The following is a 19,290-nucleotide window of genomic DNA, read 5'->3' as shown; positions in this document are numbered from 1 at the left end:
AGCCGTCACTGCCCGCGACCGCGGGACGCGCCTCGGCGGCGGGCGGCCCCGCCGGACCGCGCGGACCCGCCGAAGGCGATGGAGGCGCCGAAGAGGAACCCGAAGTCGTACCAGCCACCGGAGTTGGCGACCTCGTAGATCCCGACGTCGTCACGGAACAGGGAGACGAGGAAGGTGATCGGACTGATGACGCCGTGCCACAGCCCCAGCCAGAAGCCCGGCTGGCCGCTCGCCGTGCCGGCGCCCTCGTTGCCGCCGGCGGCGCACGCCGCCAGCAGCACGAGGAGGGCGAGCGCGAGACCCGCCCACCGTGTGGTGCGCCTCATCGAGTGAGGACCACCTTGAGGGCCCGGGTCTCCGAGGCCGCGGAGAAGACGTCGTAGGCCTCGAGGAAGCTCGACATTGGGAACCGGTGGGTGACGAAGCGGCCCAGGTCGATCTGGTGGCGCGCCACGAGCTTGAGCAGGGTGGGCGTGGAGTACGTGTCCACCAGGCCCGTCGTGATCGTCACGTTCTTGATCCAGAGGTCCTCGAGGTGGAGCGTGGCGGGTGCGCCGTGGACGCCGACGTTGGCGACGGTGCCTCCCGGCCGCACGAGTGCGGTGCACTGCTCGAACGACTCGGGGATGCCGACCGCCTCGACGGCGACGTCGGCGCCGAGCCCGTCGGTGAGCGCTCGCACGACCTCGCCCGCGTCGTCGCGCGACGGGTTGACCGTCACGTCGGCACCGAACTGCTTGGCCGCCTCGAGCCGCGAGTCGGCGAGGTCGACGGCGACGATGTGGGCCGGGCTGAAGAGCTGGGCACCCATGATCACCGACAGACCGATCGGACCGGCGCCCACGACGACGACGGTGTCACCGGGGGAGACCCGGCCGTTGAGCACCCCGACCTCGTAGCCCGTGGGTCCGATGTCCGCCAGCATGAGCACCTCCTCGTCGCTCACCCCGTCGGGGATCTTGAAGGTCGAGGTGTCGGCGAACGGGACCCGGACGTACTCGGCCTGGGTGCCGTCGACGAGGTGGCCGAGGATCCAGCCGCCACCGCCGAGGCACTGGCCGTAGCTGCCCTCACGGCAGAACCGGCACGAGCCGCACGCGGTGATGCACGAGACCAGGACGCGGTCGCCGACGGCGACGTTCTTGACGCCTGCGCCGACCTCGGTGACCGTGCCGACCGCCTCATGGCCGAGAGTCCGGCCGTCCGTGACCGCCGGGACGTCACCCTTGAGGATGTGCAGGTCGGTGCCGCAGATGGTCACGGCGTCCACGCGCACGATCGCGTCCGTGTCGGCCTGCACGGTGGGGTCCGGTACCTCCTCCCACGCCTTCTGCCCGGGGCCGTGGTAGACGAGTGCCTTCATGAGCGTTCCCTTCGTCGCGGGGTGACCGTGTTGTCACCCACGTCCATTCGACGGCTGGCTGGACCGAGCGAGACAGGGTCCGAAGTCCCGGGACGGCGGGAGGCGCCGTCCCGACCGCGGTGGCCGACATCCCGGCGCGGTCGGTGGGGGATCGCCGATCCTGCGGAGCTGCGACACCGCGGTCCGCCGTGCGCCTACGATCGCCACATGGCAGCCGAACCGCCGCGGGGTCCTGCGGCCCGGGCGGCAGCAGACGTACCGACCGAGGCCCCCCGCTGGCCCTTGTCGTCCCTCGACCTCGACGACCTCGTCGAGGAGCTGAGAGGGCGGGCCAGCTCCGCGCGCGAGTCCCAGGAGCGTCTCAGCTCGCTGCTCGACGCCGTCCTCGCCGTCAGCTCCAACCTCGACCTGGCCGAGGTGCTCCACCGCATCGTCGTCGTCGCGTGCGAGCTCGTCGACGCGACCTACGGTGCGCTCGGGGTGCTCGGTCCGGGTGGCGAGGACCTGGTCGAGTTCGTCACCCACGGACTCACCGACGACGAGCGGGAGGCGATCGGCCCGCTGCCGCGTGGCCACGGGCTCCTCGGACTCATCATCGAGAGCCCGAAGCCCCAGCGCGTGCGCAACATCGGCGAGCACCCGGACTCCTACGGCTTCCCACCGCACCACCCACCGATGACGAGCTTCCTCGGGGCGCCGGTGCGCATCCGCGACCAGGTGTTCGGCAACCTCTACCTCACCGACAAGCGGACGGGCCCCGAGTTCAGTGAGGACGACGAGGCGATCCTCGGGGCGCTGGCGGCCGCTGCCGGGGTCGCCATCGACAACGCCCGCCTCTACGACGGCGTGCGCATCCAGCAGCTGTGGGGCGAGGTCATCGGCAACGCCACCCAGTCCCTTCTCGCCGGCCGCCCGCAGGGAGAGGTCCTGGCCGAGGTGGTCGTGGGGATCCAGGACCTCACCGGAGCGTCCGCGTGCCTCATCGCCCTGAGTGACGAGTCCGAGCTCGTCGTGGCCGCGACGACGAACGGCCCCGCCCCTGACGGCGACCTACCGGCGGCGAGGGAGCCGGTTCAGGACGCCGAGCTGCGTGCGGCGCTCCTCGAGCCGCCGCGACTGGTGGCACGCGGCACCCGGGCCACCCGGGCCCACGTTCCCCTCGCGCTGGGCAGGACGCCACTCGGGATCCTCGTGGTCGACTGGGCCGAGGGTGAGCAGTCGGGTCACCTCACCCACCTCGCCGACTTCGGCCGGGGCCTGGCGGTCTCGCTGGGGGCGGCCAGCGCACGGTCGGAGCGCGCGCGCTCGGAGCTGTTCGAGGACCGCGAACGCATCGCCCGGGACATGCACGACAACGTCATCCAGCGACTGTTCGCGACCGGCATGTCCCTCCAGTCGGCCGCACCGATGAGCGAACCCCACGTCCGGCGCAAGCTCGAGTCGGCGGTGGACGAGCTCGACGCCGCCATCAAGGACATTCGGCACGCGATCTTCGCACTGCACCGGGTCCCCGGGGCCAGGCCGCTCAGCGCCGAGATCGCGACGGTGTGCGGCGACGCCGCCGTCACCCTGGGCTTCGCGCCCGAGCTCCGTCTCTCCGGTCGCATGGCCGACATCCCCGACTCGGTCTCCGCCGACCTGCTGGCGGTCGTGCGCGAGGCCCTGAGCAACGTCGCGCGCCACGCCTCCGCGAGCTCGGCCCACGTGTCCGTCGAGGTGGGTGACGACGTGCGGGTGGTCGTGGCCGACGACGGACGCGGACTGCCGTCCGACGCGGTCCGTTCGGGCCTGGCCAACCTCGCGCGGCGGGCGCAGAACCGTGGCGGCACGTTCACGCTGGAGGCCCAGGTCCCCTCCGGGACGTCGCTCGTGTGGTGCGTCCCGTTGGAGCGTGGAGGGGCCCGGGACCTAGTTCCCTAGTCGTGCACCGGTGCCCGGGTGAGGCTCGTCGCATGACCATTCCCCGCCCCGAGGAGGGCGCGACCCTGCAGGGCGCCCGGCGACGTCCGATGTACGGACCCGTCGTCGTGGGCTACGACGAGTCGGCGGAGGCCGGCTCGGCGCTGCGATGGGCTGCCGACTGGGCGAGCGCGCGAGGCGCCGCCCTCGTGGTCGTGTATGCCGTGAGCCCGCCGCCCGCGCTCACGTGGTCGTCCGTGTCCCTCACCCCCACACCCGACGTGCTCGGGCGTGCCGCCCAGCGCATCGCCCAACGTGGCGCGGACGAGGCCCGTCGACGACACCCGGACCTCGAGACGCGGGCGCTGGGAGCGGTGGGCAGCCCCGCGGCCGAGCTCGTCGCGATGTCGCAGTCCGCCGACCTCGTCGTGGTCGGTCGGCGCGTGTCGAGGGCCGACACCAGCCTCGGATCGGTGTCCTTCGCCCTGGGCATGCACGCCCGGTGCCCGGTCACCGTGGTGCAAGGTTCCTCGACGGAGGAGATCGGGCCCGGTCGGCCTGTGGTCGTCGGGGTCGACACGTCGCAGCCGTCGACGCGAGCGCTGAAGTTCGCGGCGTCCGCGGCGTCCGCGACCGGGGCGGAGCTGGTGGTCGTCTCCGCCTGGTCCGGCCCCCGTCAGGAGCCCTGGATGGCCGACCTCTGGCCGGACTCGCGCACTGCGGCGGCCAGGCTGTCCGACGGTGCGTCCGGCCGGGCCGCGGACAGCCTGCAGGAGGCCGTCCTCCTCGTCGACGGGTGGTTTCCCGACGTCCGCGTCGTGACGCGCGCACCGCACGGCCTCGCCCAGGAGGTGCTGCTCGAGGAGTCGGAGGGCGCGGGCCTGCTCGTGGTGGGGTCGCGAGGACAGGGAGGCTTCGCCGGGCTCGAGCTCGGCTCGGTGAGCAGAGCCATCCTGCGGGAGGCCGATCTGCCGGTCGCCGTCGTGCGGGACAGTGGAATCTGACACCTCACGTCTAGGGTGGTCGGAGCCGACGAAGGGTGTGGAGATGATCAAGGTCTTCCTGCTGGACGACCACGAGGTGGTCCGGCGTGGACTGCGTGAGCTGCTCGAGGTCGAGGACGACCTCGAGGTGGTGGGGGAGTCGGGCAGTGCCCAGGAGGCCACCCGGCGCATCCCCGCGCTCCGACCGCACGTCATGATCCTCGACGCCCGGCTGCCGGACGGCTCCGGCATCGACGTGTGCCGTGACGTCCGCTCGGTCGACCCGTCGGTGGCCGGCATCGTGCTGACGTCCTTCGACGACGACGAGGCCCTGCGCTCGGCGGTCCTGGCCGGGGCCGCCGGCTACCTCCTCAAGGACATCCGCGGCAGTCGCCTCGTGGACTCCATCCGGCGCGTGGCCTCCGGTGAGAGCCTGCTCGACGACGCCGTGGTGTCGCGGCTGCGTGCCCAGTGGGGCCACGACGTCGACGACCCTCGCCTCACCGCGCTGTCCCCCCAGGAGCGGCGCATCCTGCAGCACATCGCGGAGGGCCTCACGAACCGCCAGATCGGCGAAGCGCTGGGGCTGGCCGAGAAGACGGTCAAGAACTACGTCACGTCCGTCCTCGCCAAGCTCGGCATGGAACGTCGCACCCAAGCCGCGGTCTACATGGCCAGCAAGGAACGGCGGGGCGAGCGCCAGCACTGAGCCGGGACCAAGGGCCCTGTGCCGTCACCCTCGCTCGCGGCACGCTCGGAGGACCAGACCTTCAGCACAGGAGGACCCATGAACACCCCTGCCAGCGCACGCCCCGTCGTCGTGGGATTCGACGGGTCGCCGCCCGGTGACGCGGCCTTCGCCTGGGCCGTCGCGGAGGCCACGCGCCGAGACCTGCCGCTGCACGTCCTCGTGGCCCGCGGGATGCTCTACCCCGTCGCGGCCGGCTACGGGCTGACGACCCCCTGGCCGGAGGAGTTCGACAGCGAGCTCGTCGACGAAGCGCGCGAGCGCGTGGCGGGAATGGCTCCGGAGCGGGCCGTCGTCGTGGAGTCCGTGGCGGGCACGCCCGCCTCGTTCCTCGTCGACGCCTCCCGCGAGGCCGAGCTCGTCGTCGTGGGACGGCGCCGGCAGTCGGCGTTGGGAGAGGCCTTCTCGGGCTCCACCTCGTCGCAGGTGGCAGCCCACGCGTCCTGCCCCGTGGTCGTCGTCGACAAGGACTTCGACGTGTCGCCGCAGGCGCCCATCGTCGTCGCCGTGGACGGCTCGTCCGCGAACGACCCGGCGGTCGGCTTCGCCTTCGAGCGGGCGGCTGCCCTCGGCGCGTCGGTGACCGCCGTGCACTCCTGGTGGGTCGACGTTCCCCAGACCTTCGACGCCCCGTGGCTGAGCGAGGAGCGGGTCGCCGAGCTGGAGCACCTGCACCGCGGGCGGCTCGACGTCGCCCTCGCCGGGTGGTCCGCGAAGTTCCCCGAGGTGGAGGTGCGCACCGTCCTGCGCCGGTCTCTCCCGGTGGAGGCCGTGCTGGCTGAGTCCGAGGGTGCCCAGCTCATCGTCGTCGGCAGCCGTGGTCACGGCGGGTTCGTCGGGCTGCTCCTCGGCTCGGTCAGCCAGGGGCTCCTGCACCGCGACCGCCCGTGCCCGATCGCCGTCGTCCACGCACTGTCGGCGGTGGCGCCGTGAGTGACGTCGACGCCCCCACCGACCACAGCGGCCTGCGGGTCATGAGCACCGAGGAGTGCCTGGACCGGCTCGCCTCGGCGGGGATCGGCCGGCTGGGGTTCATCGTCGCCGGCGAGGTGGTCGTGCTGCCCGTGCACCACCTCGTGCACGGGGTGGACGTCTACTTCCGCACCAGCGGCGGCTCGAAGATCGAGGCGGCGTCGGACCACGATCCGGTGGGCTTCGAGGTCGACGAGTACGACCGCGCCACGGTCACCGGCTGGAGCGTGACCCTCACGGGGGTCGCCTCCCTGGTGGACGAGGACGACCTCGTGCACGAGCTCGAGGCTCTCGACACCGCGCCGTGGCCCGTGGGCGACCGGACCGACTCGGTCTGGGTCCGCGTCCGGCCCGATCAGATCTCCGGGCGCGAGCTCCTTCCGCACTGAGGATGGCGCAGGCCGGCGCAGGCCGGCACAGGCCACCGAGGACCGCGCAGGCCCGGCGGTGAGTCGGTCGCTCAGGGAGCGAGCTGGACGCTCAGGGAGCGAGCTGGACGCTGCGGATCCCCGGGACCGTGGCGGCCACCGCCATCGCGGCCGGGCCGAGGTCGCTGCGGTCCGGGTGCACGGTGACGTGCCCACCCGTGACGCTCGCGGTCACCTCGGGCAACCCGGCCTCGGCCAGGGCCTGCTGGATGGCCGCGACGAGCTCGACGTCGGGCACGGCCATCGCCCGCAGGATGTCGCTGCGACTGACGACGCCGACGAGGTGCCCGCCGTCGTCGACCACCGGCATGCTCTTCCAGCCCTTGGCCGCGAGGGTCTGGGCGACCTCCGAGCTGTCCGTCGCCGACGTCACGCACCTCGGGTCGGCGGTCATGAGGTCGTCCACCGTGCGGTCGCGGGCCAGGGTCGGCAAGGACGCGCGCAGGTGTGCCCGCGGGTCGCGCGGCAGCTGGTCGCGCAGGACGTCGCCCTCGGAGACGATGCCCACGACGACGCCGTGCTCGTCGACGACCGGCAGCGAGCTGATCCGTGAGCGGCCCAGGATCGCGATGGCCTCCTCGAGAGGAGCCCCCAGGGGGAGGCTGAGGGCGGGGGAGGTCATGACGTCGGCGACGAGCATGCGTGGCCTGCCTTTCCTGTTCCTGAGGCGGGCTGCGCCTCGCCGAGCCCGAGGTCACGGGCTTCCTCCCAGAGCTCGGCACGGACCGACGGGTGAGCAGCATGCTCGATGAGGTGGCGTGCCTGGGCCTGGGCGTCCCACCCCATGATGTCAGCGCAGCCCTGCTCGGTGACGACGGCGGTGTGCTGGAACGACGTCACCGGTCCCTCGAGCAGGCCGACGATGGCCGACACGTCGGCACGCGGGTGCCACGACCGCACGGCGAGGATCGCCTGGCCGCCGGGGGAGTCCATCGCTCCGACGACGAAGTCGCACTGCCCGCCGAAGCCGGAGTGCAGGCGGGAGCCGATATGGCTGCCGTTGGCCTGGTCGAAGAGGTCGACGCTCAGGGCGGTGTTGATGCTCGTCATGGCGGGGTTGGCCGCGATGTGCCCGGGGTCGTTGACGACCTCGGTCCGCAGCATCCGCACCCGCGGGTTCCCGTGCAGCCAGGACATGAGGCGTGGTCCGCCGACGGCGAAGGACGCGACGACCTCGCGGTCGGGGTGGAGCGACCCCGCGTCGTCGAGGTGGAGGATGCCGTCCGAAACCATCTCGCTCCAGACGCCGAGGCGCCGCCGGTCGGTGAGGCGGGGGACGACGGCGTCCGGGATGGCGCCGATGCCGAGCTGGAGGGTCGCGCCGGACCCCACCCGCACGGCCACGTGCTCACCGATGCGGTCGACCTCCGGGGACACGGGGACCGCGACGTGACCGTTGCCGGCCGGCGGGTGCACGTCGAGGAGGACGGCGTCCAGGTCGTGCGCGCCGAGCTCGGCGTCGCCGAACGTGAACGGCATGTCGGCCCGTGACTCGGCGAGGACGAGGCCGTCGGAGGCACGGCACGCCTCGATCGCGGCAGGGAGGATGTTGACCTCGGCGCCGAGCGAGAAGGCGCCGACGCCGTCGGGAGCCGACACGGTGACGAGGACGACGTCCGGGACGAAGCGCCGGGACATCAGCGTCGGGACGTGCGAGAGGCGCGCCGGCAGGTAGGACAGGCCCGGCTGCCCCCGCATGCCGGGACCCACGAACGGCGTGACGAGCCGGACCCCCGCTCGCGTGGGGATGCCGCGTGGAGCGTTGAGCATGAACAGCTCGAACTCCGTCACGCCCTCGTCGAGGAGGCGCAGCAGGGTCCAGGGGACGGAGGCGTTCCCCCCGACCACGACGCGCAGGGGTCGGTCGAGGCGACGCGCCCTGTCCCGAAGGGCGGTGGTGACGTCAGACGTCGTGGTGGGATGGCTCACGGGTGCCGCACGCCTCCACTGACCGGGAACCGACGGCCGGTGAGGGTGACAGGGACGAGGCGCAGGAGGTGGGGCTTGGGACCCTTCTGCCAGGGGTCCAGCAGGTTGAGGATCTCGATCGACTCGTCCACGTCCCGCACCTCGACCGCGTGGCCCCGCACGACGACGCTCCAGGCCTCGCCGCTCCCCGCGTCGTAGCCGTCCACCTCGAAGGCGACCGGGTGGTTCCTGGCAGCGTCGTGCTTGGTCCCGCCGGCGGTACGGAGCACCACGGTCCCGTGGTCGACGGCGAAGTTGACCGGGAAGATGTCGGGAGCGCCGTCGTGGATGACCGCGAGACGACCGATCACGGCCTCCCGCAACAGCGCCCACGACTCGCTGACGGTCGTCTCCCGAATGGGCGTCGGCTCGTCCTGCTCGGGTGCGGGTCCCGTCTCGTTGTCCATGGACCCCACCGTCGTGCACCGGCGCCTGAGAGGACAGGGACCAAGGGCCCGGGAGCGCGTCGAGGGGCGCACCCGGCGGTGCGGCACCGGGTGCGCCCCTGTGGTCGATCTCGATGGGACCCGTCAGCCGGCGAACCTGTCCCTGAACGCGTCGACGCTGCGACCGGCGCCGTGCGACTTCCCGGGCACCCGCACCCCGTTGACGCTCGAGGTGTCGAACGCGAAGGTGATCACCGCCGTGGCGATCGCGTCGGCGTTGACGTCGAGCGCCTCGGTGTTGACGTTGCCGACCAGGTCGTAGTCCGCCTCGAGCGCGGCGTACAGCGCCGCGTCCTGTCCCTCACCGGTGAGGTTGTCGCAGAACTGGTGGTAGCACGGGTCGTACGCCGCGCCCGGAACGCCACCGTAGAGGGCTGCCTCGGCTGCCGTCTTCACACCCTCGGCCCCGGTGAAGAGGCCACCCGCCGGGATGCCGACGGCGATGAACGGACCGTAGTCCGACCGGCCCGAGAACTCGGAGTCCTGGGACGGGAGCCCACGGCTGTCGTAGAAGGCCTCGAAGACGTCCTCGATCTCGGCCGAGCCGACGGGGATGAAGCCCGGAGCGGCGGTGCCGCCGGAGTTGTCACCGTCGTAGATGCCGAACATGTAGTTCGGCGAGGCCACCATGTCGAAGTTGAGGTAGAGGGCGATGTCGTCCGCCTCAGCATCGCTGAGCTCGGCGACGTAGTGCTCGGACCCGAGCAGGCCCGACTCCTCGGCGCCCCACCACGCGAAGCGCACGGCGTTGTTGGGCTTGACCTTCGCCATCTGGATCGCCGTCTCCAGCAGGGCAGCGCTGCCCGAGCCGTTGTCGTTGATCCCGGCGCCGCCCTGGACGCTGTCGAGGTGGGCGCCGGCCATGACGACGTTCGACGTGTTGCCGGCCGCCGTCTGGGCGAGGACGTTGTAGGCCGTCCGCTCCTCCGCGGCGAAGTCCACGGTCACCGTCACGGACTGACCCGGGGTGGTGGCCAGCTCGGCGCCGACCGCGTAGGTCGTGAAGACGGCCGGGATGGTCAGGCCGGTGGCGTCGCCGATCATGTTGAGGAGTCCGGTCCGCCCGGGCTGACCCTCGTTCATGACGACGACACCGGCGGCGCCGGCGGCCTGCGCGTTGAGGACCTTGACGTTGAACCCGCAGGTTCCGCGCTGCACCAGGGCGATCGCTCCCGTGGGCATCCCCGTGAAGTCGGATGCCTCGCACCCGCTGGTCGACGTGCTGGGCGGCAGGGTGGGGGCGTCGAGTCTCAGGTCGACCGGGAAGAGGACGCCGGTCGCCGTCCCCTCCGGTGTGCCGGAGTCGAACGTGTTGCGGAGGAAGTCGACCTCGTTGACGAAGGTCCTGTCCGGGTTGGTCCGGAACAGCTCCGAGTTCTCCTCGAAGTAGTCGAACTGGAATGCCTGCACCTCCGGCGTGTAGCCCGCGGCCGTCAGCTGCTCGACGACGTAGTCCACGGAGGCGTCGTAGCCGGGTCGGCCCGCGGCGCGGTCTCCGAACTCGTCGGAGATGTCCTGCAGCGCCTCGAGGTGCGAGAGGAGGCCGTCGAGGGTGACCGCCTTGGTGAGCTTGGCGGGGGAGTTGGGGTTCGGTGCCGCCGTGGCCTGAGTCCCGACGGACGCCACGAGGGTGGTGGCCAACGCAGCACTGGCAGCGACGGCGAGGACGGATCTCGATCTCACGATGTACTCCCGGGGGTCTGTCCGGCGCCCGGATCCGGCCGGATTTCCGCAGACTAGACCCGGGGTCGCGCCCGGGGAAGGGCGCAGAGGGCCTGGTCCGTCCGCCCCGTCCGTCGGCTCAGGACTCCGACCGGGACAGCCGTGAACGCACGACCAGCGGCACGACGACCCAGCTCACGAGGAAGACCGCGAGGGTCGCCGAGGCCGCCGTGACGCCCGCGCCCCCTCCGACGACGACGTCGAAGATGAGGAAGGTCGCGGCGACGATGCTCACCGCGAGGGCCACCAGGCCGATGCGAGCGGCAGCGTCCGCGAAGGCGACCAGCTCTCGCTTTGCCCTCTGCCGGAACAACATCCGGTGTGCGCTGACCGGGGCGACCAGCAGTGCGGTCGCGAGGACGGCCGCCGCCAGCGAGACGAGGTACGCCGCGCGCTGACCGTCGTCCAGCGTCGAGAAGCGCTGCTGGAAGGGCAGGGTGAGCAGGAAGCCGGCGAGGATCTGGACCCCGGTCTGGGTGACGCGCAGCTCTTGGAGGAGCTCGTCCCAGTTGCGGTCGAGCCGCTCGGTCTCGGTCTCGTGACGGTCCTCGTTGGGCTGCGCTGCCTCCATGCGCCGAGGTTACCCAGTGGCGCCCACCCACACTCCCGGTCAGCCGACGCGTTGCAGGAGCAACGCGACGCCCTGCCCGCCACCCACGGCGATGGCGGCGACCCCGAGCTCCGCACCGTCCACCCGCACCATCTGGCTGAACATCCGCACGGCGAGGACCGCGCCGGACGCGCCCCACGGGTGTCCCAGCGCCAGTGCGCCACCCTCGACGCAGACCCGCTGCTCGTCGATCCCCAGGCCATCGCAGCAGGCGAGCACCTGCGCCGCGAAGGCCTCGTTGATCTCGATGACGCCGACGTCGTCCTGCTGGATCGCGTTGCGGTGCAACAGGTTTCGTATCGCCGGGACCGGACCGAGGCCGGGCAGGTTGGGGTCGCAGCCGACCATCTCCCAGTCGAGGCAGGCCAGACCCGGTATGCCGTCGGCGCGCCTGCGTGCCTCGCTCACGATCGTCACGGCCGCTGCGCCGTCGTTGATGCCGCACGCGTTGCCCGCGGTGACGGTGCCACCGGCGGAGAACGCCGCCGGGAGGCGAGCGAGGGTCGAGGTACGCAGCGTGTCGCGCACGCGTTCGTCGTGGTCGAGCTGGGGCAGCGCGACGATCTCGTCGTCGAACCTGCCGGCCGCCCGGGCGGCGGCGGCGCGCGTGTGGGAGCGGACGGCATACGCGTCCTGCCGTTCGCGGCTGATGCCCGAGCTCCGGGCCAGGTCATCAGCCGCCGCGCCCATCTCCGGGTCGCCGATCTCTGCGGGGGAGAAGGGGGCACGGGTGTATCGCCGTGGTGCGGCACCGTCTGCCGGCGGCCACATCCGCCACGGTGCCGTGCTCGCGCTCTCGACTCCTCCGGCGACGACGGTGTCCGCCGACCCCGATCTGACCAGCGCACAGGCGGTGGTGATGGCGGCCAGCCCACTGCCGCACTGGAGGTCGACGGTCATGGCAGGGACACCGACGCCGAAGCCGGCGGCGAGCGAGGCCACCCGGGCGATGTTGCCACCAGGACCCATGCAGTTGCCGAGCACCACCTGTGCCGGCCCGCCGGCGAGCACGTCGTCGGCGACCGTCCGGAGCACCGGGTGCGCCAGTCCGACCGCGTCGACGTTCCGCAGCGCCAGCCCGGCGGTCCCGATCGGGGTGCGCCGGGCCGCGACGATCACCGGAGTCCTGGGGTCGATCACGACGGGAGCACCCCGGCCTCGCGAGCGGCCACGAGACGGCGCCTGACCTCGGGGCGGTCGACCTTGCCGACGGGGGTGAGTGGCAGGTCGGTCCACACGTGCCAGCGACGGGGGAGGTGGGTGGGGGCGAGCCGCTCGGTGGCCCGCGACTGCGCCGACGCGAGGTCGAACGCGGCCGGCGCGACGACGACGGCCTCGACGAGCTCGCCGAGCCCGGGGTGCGGGGTGCCGACGACGACGGCGTCGGTGATCCCGTCGATGGACCGGAGGACGGCCTCGACGTCGGAGCAGGGCACGCTCACCCCGCCCGTGGTCACGGTGTCGTCCCGGCCGACGACATGCAGTCCGCCGTCGTCGTCGAGACGGCCCCGGTCGCCGACGGTCGCCCACCCGTCCCGGTCGCGCCGCAGCGGACCGGACTGGCCCGGGGCGTAGCCCTGGCAGAGCCACGGGCTGCGGGCCCAGACGACGCCGTCGCGGACCTCGACCTCGACCTGCGGGAAGGGAGCGAGCCGGGCACCGGAGCGGATGGCGACGAAGCTCAGCTCGGCCGAGCCGTAGTAGTCGACGACCCGCAGGCCGGCCTCGTGCGCGCGTTCGCGGACCGGCGCGGGGAGCGCCGAGCCCGCACACACCACGGTGCGGAGGCGTCCGAGGTCCCTGCCGGCGAGTCCGGCGAGCATCGCCGGGGTGAGGTGGGCGACGGTGCAGGTGCGCAACGCGGCCACGGCCCCACGCGGGCTCCACTGCGGGAGGTTCACGGCCTCCGCACCGAGGTGCGCGGTGTGCGCGAGCGCGAAGGCGAACATCGACCCGGTGGGCGGCGCCGGGACGAGGACGCGGTCCGCGGACGTCACGCCGGTGAGGCGGCTGAGGTGGTCGAAGCTGTCCTCCCACGAGGCGAGGGACCGCACGACGGTGCGCGGCCGGTCCGTGGTGCCGGAGGTCTGCAGCTCCAGCCAGGCGCGGCCGTCCGACTCCCGCAGCAGGCCCAGCGTCCTCAGGACGTCGCGGGCCGGGGTCTCACGCACGGCGACACCGTCTCACACCCGGATCGTCCGCCCCCTAGCATCGGGCCGTGGCGTGGGCGAGGTTCAGCTCCCTGGACGGGGGAGTCATCGAGGCGAGCGGCGTCGATGCCGTCACGCACGACATCGACGACGTCGACTCCGGCTTCTGGGCGGTGGTCCTGACCTTCGAGGGGGATCTCACCGCCGTGCGCATGTCGTCGGTGACCCGCGGCCCCGGCCCGACCACCTCGTCGTCGACCTGGCCCGGCGCCTCCGGTGAGTGGAGCGCGAGCCTGGGCGACACGGCATACGTCGAGGGTGTCGAGGAGGTGCGCGAGCGCATCGCGCGCGGCACGGTCTACCAGGTCAACCTCTGCCGCATCCTCGGCAGCGAGATCCCGGAGGGCCTGTCGGTGCGGGACCTCGGCGACGTCCTGGCCCGGGGCAACCCGGCGCCGTACGCCGCGACGATCGAGATCCCCGAGGCGGGGCTGGAGATCGCCTGCGCGTCCCCCGAGGTCTACCTCGTGCGGCGGGGGCGGACGGTCACGTCGAGCCCGATCAAGGGCACGGCCGTGACGGCCGACCGGCTGCTGCCCAAGGACTACGCGGAGAACGTCATGATCGTCGACCTCGTCCGCAACGACCTCCAGCACGTGTGTCGTCCGGGCACCGTCCGCGTCGACCACCTGTGCCGGTTGGAGGCGCACCCCGGGCTCGTCCACCTCGTGTCGGACGTGACCGGGGTGCTGCGCGACGGGATGGGCTGGCGCGAGCTGCTCGACGCGTCCTTCCCGCCCGGGTCGGTGTCGGGCACGCCCAAACACACGGCGCTGCAGGCGATCGCCGACCTCGAGCCGGAGGCGCGCGGACCGTACTGCGGGGCGATCGGGTGGATCGACGCCGACCGGGACGAGGCGCTGCTGGCGGTGGGCATCCGGACCTTCTGGGTGGAGCGGGACGGCGCCGGGCGGCGGATGCTGAGGTTCGGCACGGGGGCGGCGATCACGTGGGCGTCCGACCCGCAGGGTGAGCTGGCCGAGACCGAGCTCAAGGCCAGCCGCCTCCTCTCGCTCGCGCGCGGGACGGCTCGGGGCTGACTCAGGGGATGTCCTCATGGGGCCACGGAGGTGCATCTGGGATGGTGGACCCATGAACGCGATCCGGTTGTGGGTGGATGGTCAGCTCGTCGGACCCGACGTGCCGTCGGTGCGGGCGCTGGACCACGGGCTGACCGTGGGCGACGGGGCCTTCGAGACCTGCAAGGTGGTGGACGGTGAGGCCTTTGCCCTGACGCGGCACCTGCGCCGGCTCGGACGCACGCTGGCGGGGCTGGGCCTTCCGCCGGTCGACGACGCGTGGGTGAGCCAGGGGGTCAAGGAGGTGCTGTCCTCCGGGGAGCCGATCGGGTTCGGTCGGGTGCGGATCACCGTCACCGGTGGTGCGGGCCCGCTGGGCTCCGACCGGCACGACTCGCCCGCGACGGTCATCGTCGCCGCCACGCCGTCGGCGGCCCACGCGCCGTCCGCGGCGGTCGTCACGGTGCCGTGGGTGCGCAACGAACGCGCGGCCACCGTCGGTCTCAAGACCACGTCCTACGCCGAGAACGTCATCGCCGTGACCTATGCGCGCTCCCACGGGGCGGAGGAGGCCCTGCTCGCCAACACCCGCGGTGAGCTCTGCGAGGGCACGGCGTCCAACGTGTTCGTCGTCACCGATGGTGTCCTGCGCACGCCGCCCCTCGACAGCGGCTGCCTCGCCGGCATCACCCGCGAGCTGGCCATCGAGTGGTGCCGCGAGGCGGGGCTCGAGGTCGTCGAGGAGGCGATGCCGTTCGAGGTGCTGAGCACCGCCGACGAGGTCATCATCACGAACTCGTCGCGCGACGTCCAGGGAGTTCACCTCGTCGACGACCGGCAGCTCGCCGTCGGCCCGGTCACCGCACGCATGGTCGAGATCTGGCGCACGGCCGAGGCCGACCTCGGGATGGACCCGTGAGCCAGAACCTCGACCGGGAGGCGGCCGTGGCCACCAAGGACGACTGGGCGTGGCGTCGTCGGATCCGGGCGAACCCCGCGACCGCCAGGGTGTACCGCATCGGCGTCTTCGTCGTCGGTCTCGTCGTCGTGTGCGGCGGGTTGCTGCTCATCCCCTTCCCCGGGCCGGGTTGGCTCATCGTCATCGCCGGCCTCGCCATCTGGTCCACCGAGTTCGAGCGGGCGCAGCGCGTTCTGGAGTTCGTCAAGCGGCACCTTCGCCTCTGGGAGGAGTGGGTCAAGCGACAGAACCCCGTGGTCAAGGCGCTCGTCGGCGTTGTCGGCATCGCCTTCATCGCCACCGTGCTGTGGCTGACGTTCCACTTCTCGGGCATCCCCGGCTTCTTCCCGGACGGTCTCGAGAGCTGGATGCGCAACACCGCGCGGATCTGACCCGGGGGGTCGGCGGGACCGGATTTCGCTCCCGGGAGACCCGCCGGGTATCCTCGGTCCGCCCGCTCACGAGCGGGCACGGACGTGTAGCTCAGCTGGTTAGAGCGCTCGCCTCACACGCGAGAGGTCAGGGGTTCGAGTCCCTTCACGTCCACTAGCAGAAACATCCTCTGACCTGCGGAGACGCGGTTTTTGCGTCGTGTCGGATCCCAAACGTGTCGGATACGTGTCGGATCGCTGGCTCGTTTTGACCGTGAAACGGGCTCCCTGGAAGGCCGACAACCGGCTGTTGGGAGCCGCCGAGGGCCCAATGGCCCACCGGGGAGCATCCCCTGTTAGGGAGCGATCGGGAGCTGGCACGACCCGGAACCGGTCTGGTGCCTTGTGGCGCGAGAAGCCGGGTCGAGGTCTGGGTCAGGAACGTCCGGAGCGACGTCCCAGCCGAGGGGACGCCCCCGGCCAGCGGCATGACGGCGTCAGGCGCCAAGGGTGTCGCCGTGGCGCGTGATCCCGAACGCGTCTGTCTCTTCTCGCGAGCGGACCGACGGCGACGTCAGGTGCGCGGCGCCCTCGCGCACCTGACGTCACCCTGTGTGGTTGGCGCGGCAGGGGACACACACAGATGGGCTGGCCTCCCTCAGCCCGGCTGCCTCAGACCCTATGAGGGTCGCGGGTCCGGGTCTTGAGGCCGGGGCCTCGCGTATGCAGTGATTCGTGGATCACCGACCAGAGTGGCTGGCCGGTGCCGACATGCATAGGAGGCCCCGGTGTTCATAGATCGTACGAGTGTTGGCTTGGATGTTCACGCACGATCGGTGCGGGCGGCGGCGATCGACTCGGTCACGGGTGAGTTGATTGAGCGGTCGATCTCGCCGGTGACCGAGCAGATTGTCGCGTTCGTCGACGAGCTCGCCGTTGACCATGGCCCGGTCCTGGTGACCTACGAGGCGGGCCCGACGGGGTACGGGCTGGCGCGGGCGGTGCTCGCGGCCGGGCATCGCTGCCAGGTCGCGGCGCCCTCGAAGCTGCTGCGGCCGGCCGGGGACCGGGTCAAGACCGACCGGCGCGACGCGCTGTTGTTGGCCCGGTTGGCCCGCAACGACGACATCGTCGCGGTCACGATCCCGACCGTGGCGGCCGAGTCGGCGCGGGACCTGGTCCGGGCCCGGGAAGACGCCCGGATGGTGCTGATGGCCGGGCGGCACCGACTGTCCAAGCTGCTGCTGCGGCACGGGCACGTGTACGACGGCGGCCAGGCGTGGACCGGCAAGCACGACGCGTGGCTGCGACGGACCCGCAAGGACCACCTCCCGCTCGCCGGGTCCGGGACGTTGGCGGCGTTCGACGACGCCTACGACGCCGTGGGTCACGCCCTGGCCCGCCGGGACCGGCTCGACGCGATGATCACCGAACAGGCCGCGGACAGCGAGTTCACGGCCGTGACCCGACGGCTGGGGTGCCTGCGCGGGATCTCGACCACCACCGGGTTCGCCCTGGCCGTGGAGATCGGTGACTTGCAGCGGCTGACCGGCGCCACGATCGGGTCCTACCTTGGGCTCGTCCCGTCCGAGTCGTCCTCCGGCGCCTCCCGGATGCAGGGTGGGATCACCAAGACCGGCAACAGCCACGCCCGGCGGCTGCTGATCGAAGCCGCCTGGCACCACAAGCCGCTCTACCAGCCCGGCAAGACCATGCAGGACCGGTGGGCTCTGGCCCCGGCCACAGCAGCCGCGCGCGGCGACGCCGGGAACCGGCGGCTGCACCGGCGCTGGGACATCCTGACCGCCCACAAGAAGCGGCACACCGTCGCCAACACCGCCATCGCCCGCGAGCTCGCCGGCTGGTGCTGGTCCCTGGCCGTCATGGACCACTGACCCACCCAAGCCCGTTCACGAGACACCCACGGTGTCCGAGCAGCAGCGCGAGGAGAGGACCCGCGAATCGCCTGTGAGCACCCCCACCCGGGGGCACGCTCGACCTCAGACCAGCTCAGCCTCTCCAGCCGAAACCAGGGCCCTGCGGTACCCAACCCGCGAATATCAGACTGACCGCGCGTCGCCTGACACGCTCTCTCCCGGCACACCACCCGTGAACGAGAAGCGGGGTCCTTCCCGGCCAGGAAGGACCCCGCTTCACCCTGCCCACTTGACAGGAACCGCTACATATCAGGCGTGGTGGCCCCGGCCCATTCGCCTATCCTTCACAGGACCCAGGTGCTGGTTCAAGGCTCCAAGCGGGCAGGCGTCGAATGGCCCCGTGAGGTTAGCCGGGCTGTCCGTTTCGGGTGATGAGCGGGGAGCAGCCTCGCCAGTTTCGTTGCTCGAATGACTCGCTTGGCACCCGGGCTGCCGTGCCTGACGAAGGCCTTCACAACGAGTGCTGTACATCGGAGCGGCTCGGCCGGAGAACGGAGGCGCCTCGCAAGGGACCATGGGGTGCTCTTGCCACAGGCACGAAAAGCGCGAGTTGCGAGTCCAAGCGCCAGGAGTGGCCCGCAAACCGTTCCGCAGTGGCGTAGGTGTGTAGGAGGTGCCACATGAACCAGACAACCCAGCACCGCTCGTACGAATCCCTAGCCCATGCTTCGGACCGAACTGGCGTCAGCATCCGGACGCTGCGCCGACGAATCGCAGGGGGGCAGCTGGCCGCTTACCGGACCGGGCGCCTGATCCGCGTTGATCCCGGTGATGTCGATCGGTTGCTGGTCCCCATCCCGACCGGGTTCTCGCGACGGTGATCGATAGCGGCCGGCGTAGCGCGGATCTGCAGTGCCACGTGCGGAGACCGTCTCGTGAACCGCTAAGGCCGCGCGGATCGTTCTGTCCACAGGTCGACTCCGGCGTCGTCAGCTCTCCACAGGCCAGATCAAGGCGTGACGATCGCGAGATCGTGTGCCACGGTAGATGCACCTGGGGTGACACCAGGCTGGCGGGATCGTTTGGGGAGGCCCCGATGACGGGTCATGTTGTTCGCACGGTAAGGCGGGTGCCGGCTGCCGCCATTGCTGCTTTTCTGGCCGTCGCGTGCGTGACGGCCTGCAGCGCCGAGCAGACCCCGGCGGACTCTTCCCCTTCCGGGGCTTCGCCGTCGACAGCATCCTCAAGCACCGCGGGCAGTCTTTCGCCCTCGCCGGCCCGGAGCGAGACTCCACAGGCGCGGGACGAACGCCTCGCTGGAGAGGTGGTGGTGAAGTACTGGGCTGTGTTCGACGACCTCGCTGCGCACCCGGAGAAAAGCCCCAACCTTCTCGATCCAGTGGCCCGTGATCAGGCGAGGTCCCAACGGCAGATTGCGTTGAGCACATATGCGGCCAAGGGTTGGACCCAGACGGGCACGGCTGCAGTAAGTGACGTGTCGGCGAGCTCAACGGCCGCCACGACCTATGTGGTGACGGCGTGCGTGGATGTCAGCGCTATCAACTTCGTGGATGAGAACGGAGATTCGCAGGTTGCTCCGGGCCGTCGGGACAGACAGCGCTTCACCTACAAAGTCGTCAAGACTGACTCCAACTTCTTCGTGACTGAAGACACGCTTGAGGGCAAGCGGGACTGCTGCACCAATAGGTGACAACC

The 19,290-nt window shown here is 71.6% G+C and carries 20 protein-coding genes and 1 tRNA gene; 12 read left to right on the top strand and 9 right to left on the bottom strand.

Translation table 11 applies throughout. The annotated features are described in order from the left end of the window. Positions 1–5 precede the first annotated feature (5 nt). Together N801_RS12310 and N801_RS12305 are read right to left on the bottom strand one after the other, a co-directional pair. Positions 6–326: a hypothetical protein gene (locus N801_RS12310; protein ID WP_035938196.1), complete on the bottom strand. Its 321-nt coding sequence runs from the start codon at positions 324–326 to the stop codon at positions 6–8. Further along, positions 323–1,363, bottom strand: a complete 1,041-nt coding sequence (locus N801_RS12305) for a zinc-dependent alcohol dehydrogenase family protein (protein ID WP_035938194.1) — start codon at positions 1,361–1,363, stop codon at positions 323–325. The genes N801_RS12310 and N801_RS12305 overlap by 4 nt, the downstream gene beginning before the upstream one ends. A gap of 207 nt (positions 1,364–1,570) precedes the next feature. Here N801_RS12305 and N801_RS12300 point away from each other — a divergent pair, with 207 nt between their 5' ends. From N801_RS12300 to N801_RS12280, 5 genes are all read left to right on the top strand, one after another. Then, the gene (locus N801_RS12300; protein WP_084108862.1) at positions 1,571–3,283 is read left to right on the top strand and encodes a GAF domain-containing sensor histidine kinase; all 1,713 of its coding nucleotides are present in this window, start codon (positions 1,571–1,573) and stop codon (positions 3,281–3,283) included. Between the two features lie 32 nt (positions 3,284–3,315). Beyond that, positions 3,316–4,266, top strand: coding sequence for a universal stress protein (locus N801_RS12295; RefSeq protein ID WP_084108859.1), 951 nt, complete (start codon positions 3,316–3,318; stop codon positions 4,264–4,266). Positions 4,267–4,309: 43 nt separating this feature from the next. Next, entirely contained in the window at positions 4,310–4,954 is a 645-nt protein-coding gene (locus N801_RS12290; protein WP_035938187.1) for a response regulator, read from the top strand. A gap of 78 nt (positions 4,955–5,032) precedes the next feature. After that, complete coding sequence (locus N801_RS12285) at positions 5,033–5,926, top strand: universal stress protein (protein ID WP_035938185.1); 894 nt, start codon at positions 5,033–5,035, stop codon at positions 5,924–5,926. Further along, a complete protein-coding gene (locus N801_RS12280) occupies positions 5,923–6,354 on the top strand; it encodes a pyridoxamine 5'-phosphate oxidase family protein (protein ID WP_035938183.1) in 432 nt (143 codons plus the stop codon). Before N801_RS12285 ends, N801_RS12280 begins: the two co-directional genes overlap by 4 nt. A gap of 91 nt (positions 6,355–6,445) precedes the next feature. Here the strand turns inward: N801_RS12280 and N801_RS12275 are convergent, their stop codons facing one another. The 7 genes from N801_RS12275 to N801_RS12245 all read right to left on the bottom strand — a co-directional run bounded on the left by N801_RS12275 (position 6,446) and on the right by N801_RS12245 (position 13,310). Continuing rightward, positions 6,446–7,033, bottom strand: coding sequence for a CBS domain-containing protein (locus tag N801_RS12275; RefSeq protein ID WP_035938181.1), 588 nt, complete (start codon positions 7,031–7,033; stop codon positions 6,446–6,448). Further along, positions 7,012–8,322, bottom strand: a complete 1,311-nt coding sequence (locus N801_RS12270; protein ID WP_084108856.1) for an acetyl-CoA hydrolase/transferase family protein — start codon at positions 8,320–8,322, stop codon at positions 7,012–7,014. Before N801_RS12270 ends, N801_RS12275 begins: the two co-directional genes overlap by 22 nt. Then, the gene (locus N801_RS12265) at positions 8,319–8,768 is read right to left on the bottom strand and encodes a pyridoxamine 5'-phosphate oxidase family protein (RefSeq protein ID WP_035938179.1); all 450 of its coding nucleotides are present in this window, start codon (positions 8,766–8,768) and stop codon (positions 8,319–8,321) included. The genes N801_RS12270 and N801_RS12265 overlap by 4 nt, the downstream gene beginning before the upstream one ends. A 123-nt stretch (positions 8,769–8,891) precedes the next feature. Beyond that, positions 8,892–10,490, bottom strand: a complete 1,599-nt coding sequence (locus N801_RS12260) for a M28 family metallopeptidase (protein WP_211254728.1) — start codon at positions 10,488–10,490, stop codon at positions 8,892–8,894. Between the two features lie 118 nt (positions 10,491–10,608). Further along, the gene (locus N801_RS12255) at positions 10,609–11,100 is read right to left on the bottom strand and encodes a DUF6328 family protein (protein WP_035938177.1); all 492 of its coding nucleotides are present in this window, start codon (positions 11,098–11,100) and stop codon (positions 10,609–10,611) included. Positions 11,101–11,139: 39 nt separating this feature from the next. After that, positions 11,140–12,279: a thiolase family protein gene (locus N801_RS12250; protein ID WP_035938175.1), complete on the bottom strand. Its 1,140-nt coding sequence runs from the start codon at positions 12,277–12,279 to the stop codon at positions 11,140–11,142. Further along, entirely contained in the window at positions 12,276–13,310 is a 1,035-nt protein-coding gene (locus tag N801_RS12245) for a class I adenylate-forming enzyme family protein (protein ID WP_052112938.1), read from the bottom strand. The genes N801_RS12250 and N801_RS12245 overlap by 4 nt, the downstream gene beginning before the upstream one ends. Positions 13,311–13,357: 47 nt before the next feature. Here N801_RS12245 and N801_RS12240 point away from each other — a divergent pair, with 47 nt between their 5' ends. The 7 genes from N801_RS12240 to N801_RS12215 all read left to right on the top strand — a co-directional run bounded on the left by N801_RS12240 (position 13,358) and on the right by N801_RS12215 (position 19,285). Continuing rightward, positions 13,358–14,389 (top strand): chorismate-binding protein, encoded by a 1,032-nt coding sequence (locus N801_RS12240; protein ID WP_084108851.1) that lies wholly within the window; start codon positions 13,358–13,360, stop codon positions 14,387–14,389. Between the two features lie 52 nt (positions 14,390–14,441). Further along, the gene (locus N801_RS12235) at positions 14,442–15,287 is read left to right on the top strand and encodes an aminotransferase class IV (protein WP_211254727.1); all 846 of its coding nucleotides are present in this window, start codon (positions 14,442–14,444) and stop codon (positions 15,285–15,287) included. Next, positions 15,284–15,718 (top strand): TIGR02611 family protein, encoded by a 435-nt coding sequence (locus N801_RS12230; RefSeq protein WP_035938173.1) that lies wholly within the window; start codon positions 15,284–15,286, stop codon positions 15,716–15,718. The genes N801_RS12235 and N801_RS12230 overlap by 4 nt, the downstream gene beginning before the upstream one ends. Before the next feature lie 80 nt (positions 15,719–15,798). After that, positions 15,799–15,872 (top strand) — tRNA-Val (locus N801_RS12225). Between the two features lie 613 nt (positions 15,873–16,485). Beyond that, the gene (locus N801_RS12220) at positions 16,486–17,592 is read left to right on the top strand and encodes an IS110 family RNA-guided transposase (RefSeq protein ID WP_035938171.1); all 1,107 of its coding nucleotides are present in this window, start codon (positions 16,486–16,488) and stop codon (positions 17,590–17,592) included. A gap of 662 nt (positions 17,593–18,254) precedes the next feature. Beyond that, positions 18,255–18,455, top strand: coding sequence for an excisionase family DNA-binding protein (locus N801_RS21780; RefSeq protein WP_084108849.1), 201 nt, complete (start codon positions 18,255–18,257; stop codon positions 18,453–18,455). Between the two features lie 446 nt (positions 18,456–18,901). Beyond that, positions 18,902–19,285 (top strand): hypothetical protein, encoded by a 384-nt coding sequence (locus N801_RS12215; protein WP_035938170.1) that lies wholly within the window; start codon positions 18,902–18,904, stop codon positions 19,283–19,285. The last annotated feature ends 5 nt before the right edge of the window (positions 19,286–19,290 follow it).

This window comes from Knoellia aerolata DSM 18566 (assembly GCF_000768695.1).
In the GTDB taxonomy this organism is placed as follows: Bacteria; Actinomycetota; Actinomycetes; order Actinomycetales; family Dermatophilaceae; genus Knoellia; species Knoellia aerolata.
Note: the sequence above shows the minus strand (reverse complement) of the source record. Positions and strands in the feature narration are given on the sequence as shown.

Excerpts from the sequence above, each read along its gene's own strand:
- N801_RS12265 (WP_035938179.1), bottom strand. The coding sequence starts at position 8,768 with ATGGACAACGAGACGGGACCCGCACCCGAGCAGGACGAGCCGACGCCC.
- N801_RS12290 (WP_035938187.1), top strand. The coding sequence starts at position 4,310 with ATGATCAAGGTCTTCCTGCTGGACGACCACGAGGTGGTCCGGCGTGGA.
- N801_RS12255 (WP_035938177.1), bottom strand. The coding sequence starts at position 11,100 with ATGGAGGCAGCGCAGCCCAACGAGGACCGTCACGAGACCGAGACCGAG.
- N801_RS12310 (WP_035938196.1), bottom strand. The coding sequence starts at position 326 with ATGAGGCGCACCACACGGTGGGCGGGTCTCGCGCTCGCCCTCCTCGTG.
- N801_RS12305 (WP_035938194.1), bottom strand. The coding sequence starts at position 1,363 with ATGAAGGCACTCGTCTACCACGGCCCCGGGCAGAAGGCGTGGGAGGAG.
- N801_RS12235 (WP_211254727.1), top strand. The coding sequence starts at position 14,442 with ATGAACGCGATCCGGTTGTGGGTGGATGGTCAGCTCGTCGGACCCGAC.
- N801_RS12285 (WP_035938185.1), top strand. The coding sequence starts at position 5,033 with ATGAACACCCCTGCCAGCGCACGCCCCGTCGTCGTGGGATTCGACGGG.
- N801_RS12275 (WP_035938181.1), bottom strand. The coding sequence starts at position 7,033 with ATGCTCGTCGCCGACGTCATGACCTCCCCCGCCCTCAGCCTCCCCCTG.
- N801_RS21780 (WP_084108849.1), top strand. The coding sequence starts at position 18,255 with ATGAACCAGACAACCCAGCACCGCTCGTACGAATCCCTAGCCCATGCT.
- N801_RS12300 (WP_084108862.1), top strand. The coding sequence starts at position 1,571 with ATGGCAGCCGAACCGCCGCGGGGTCCTGCGGCCCGGGCGGCAGCAGAC.
- N801_RS12295 (WP_084108859.1), top strand. The coding sequence starts at position 3,316 with ATGACCATTCCCCGCCCCGAGGAGGGCGCGACCCTGCAGGGCGCCCGG.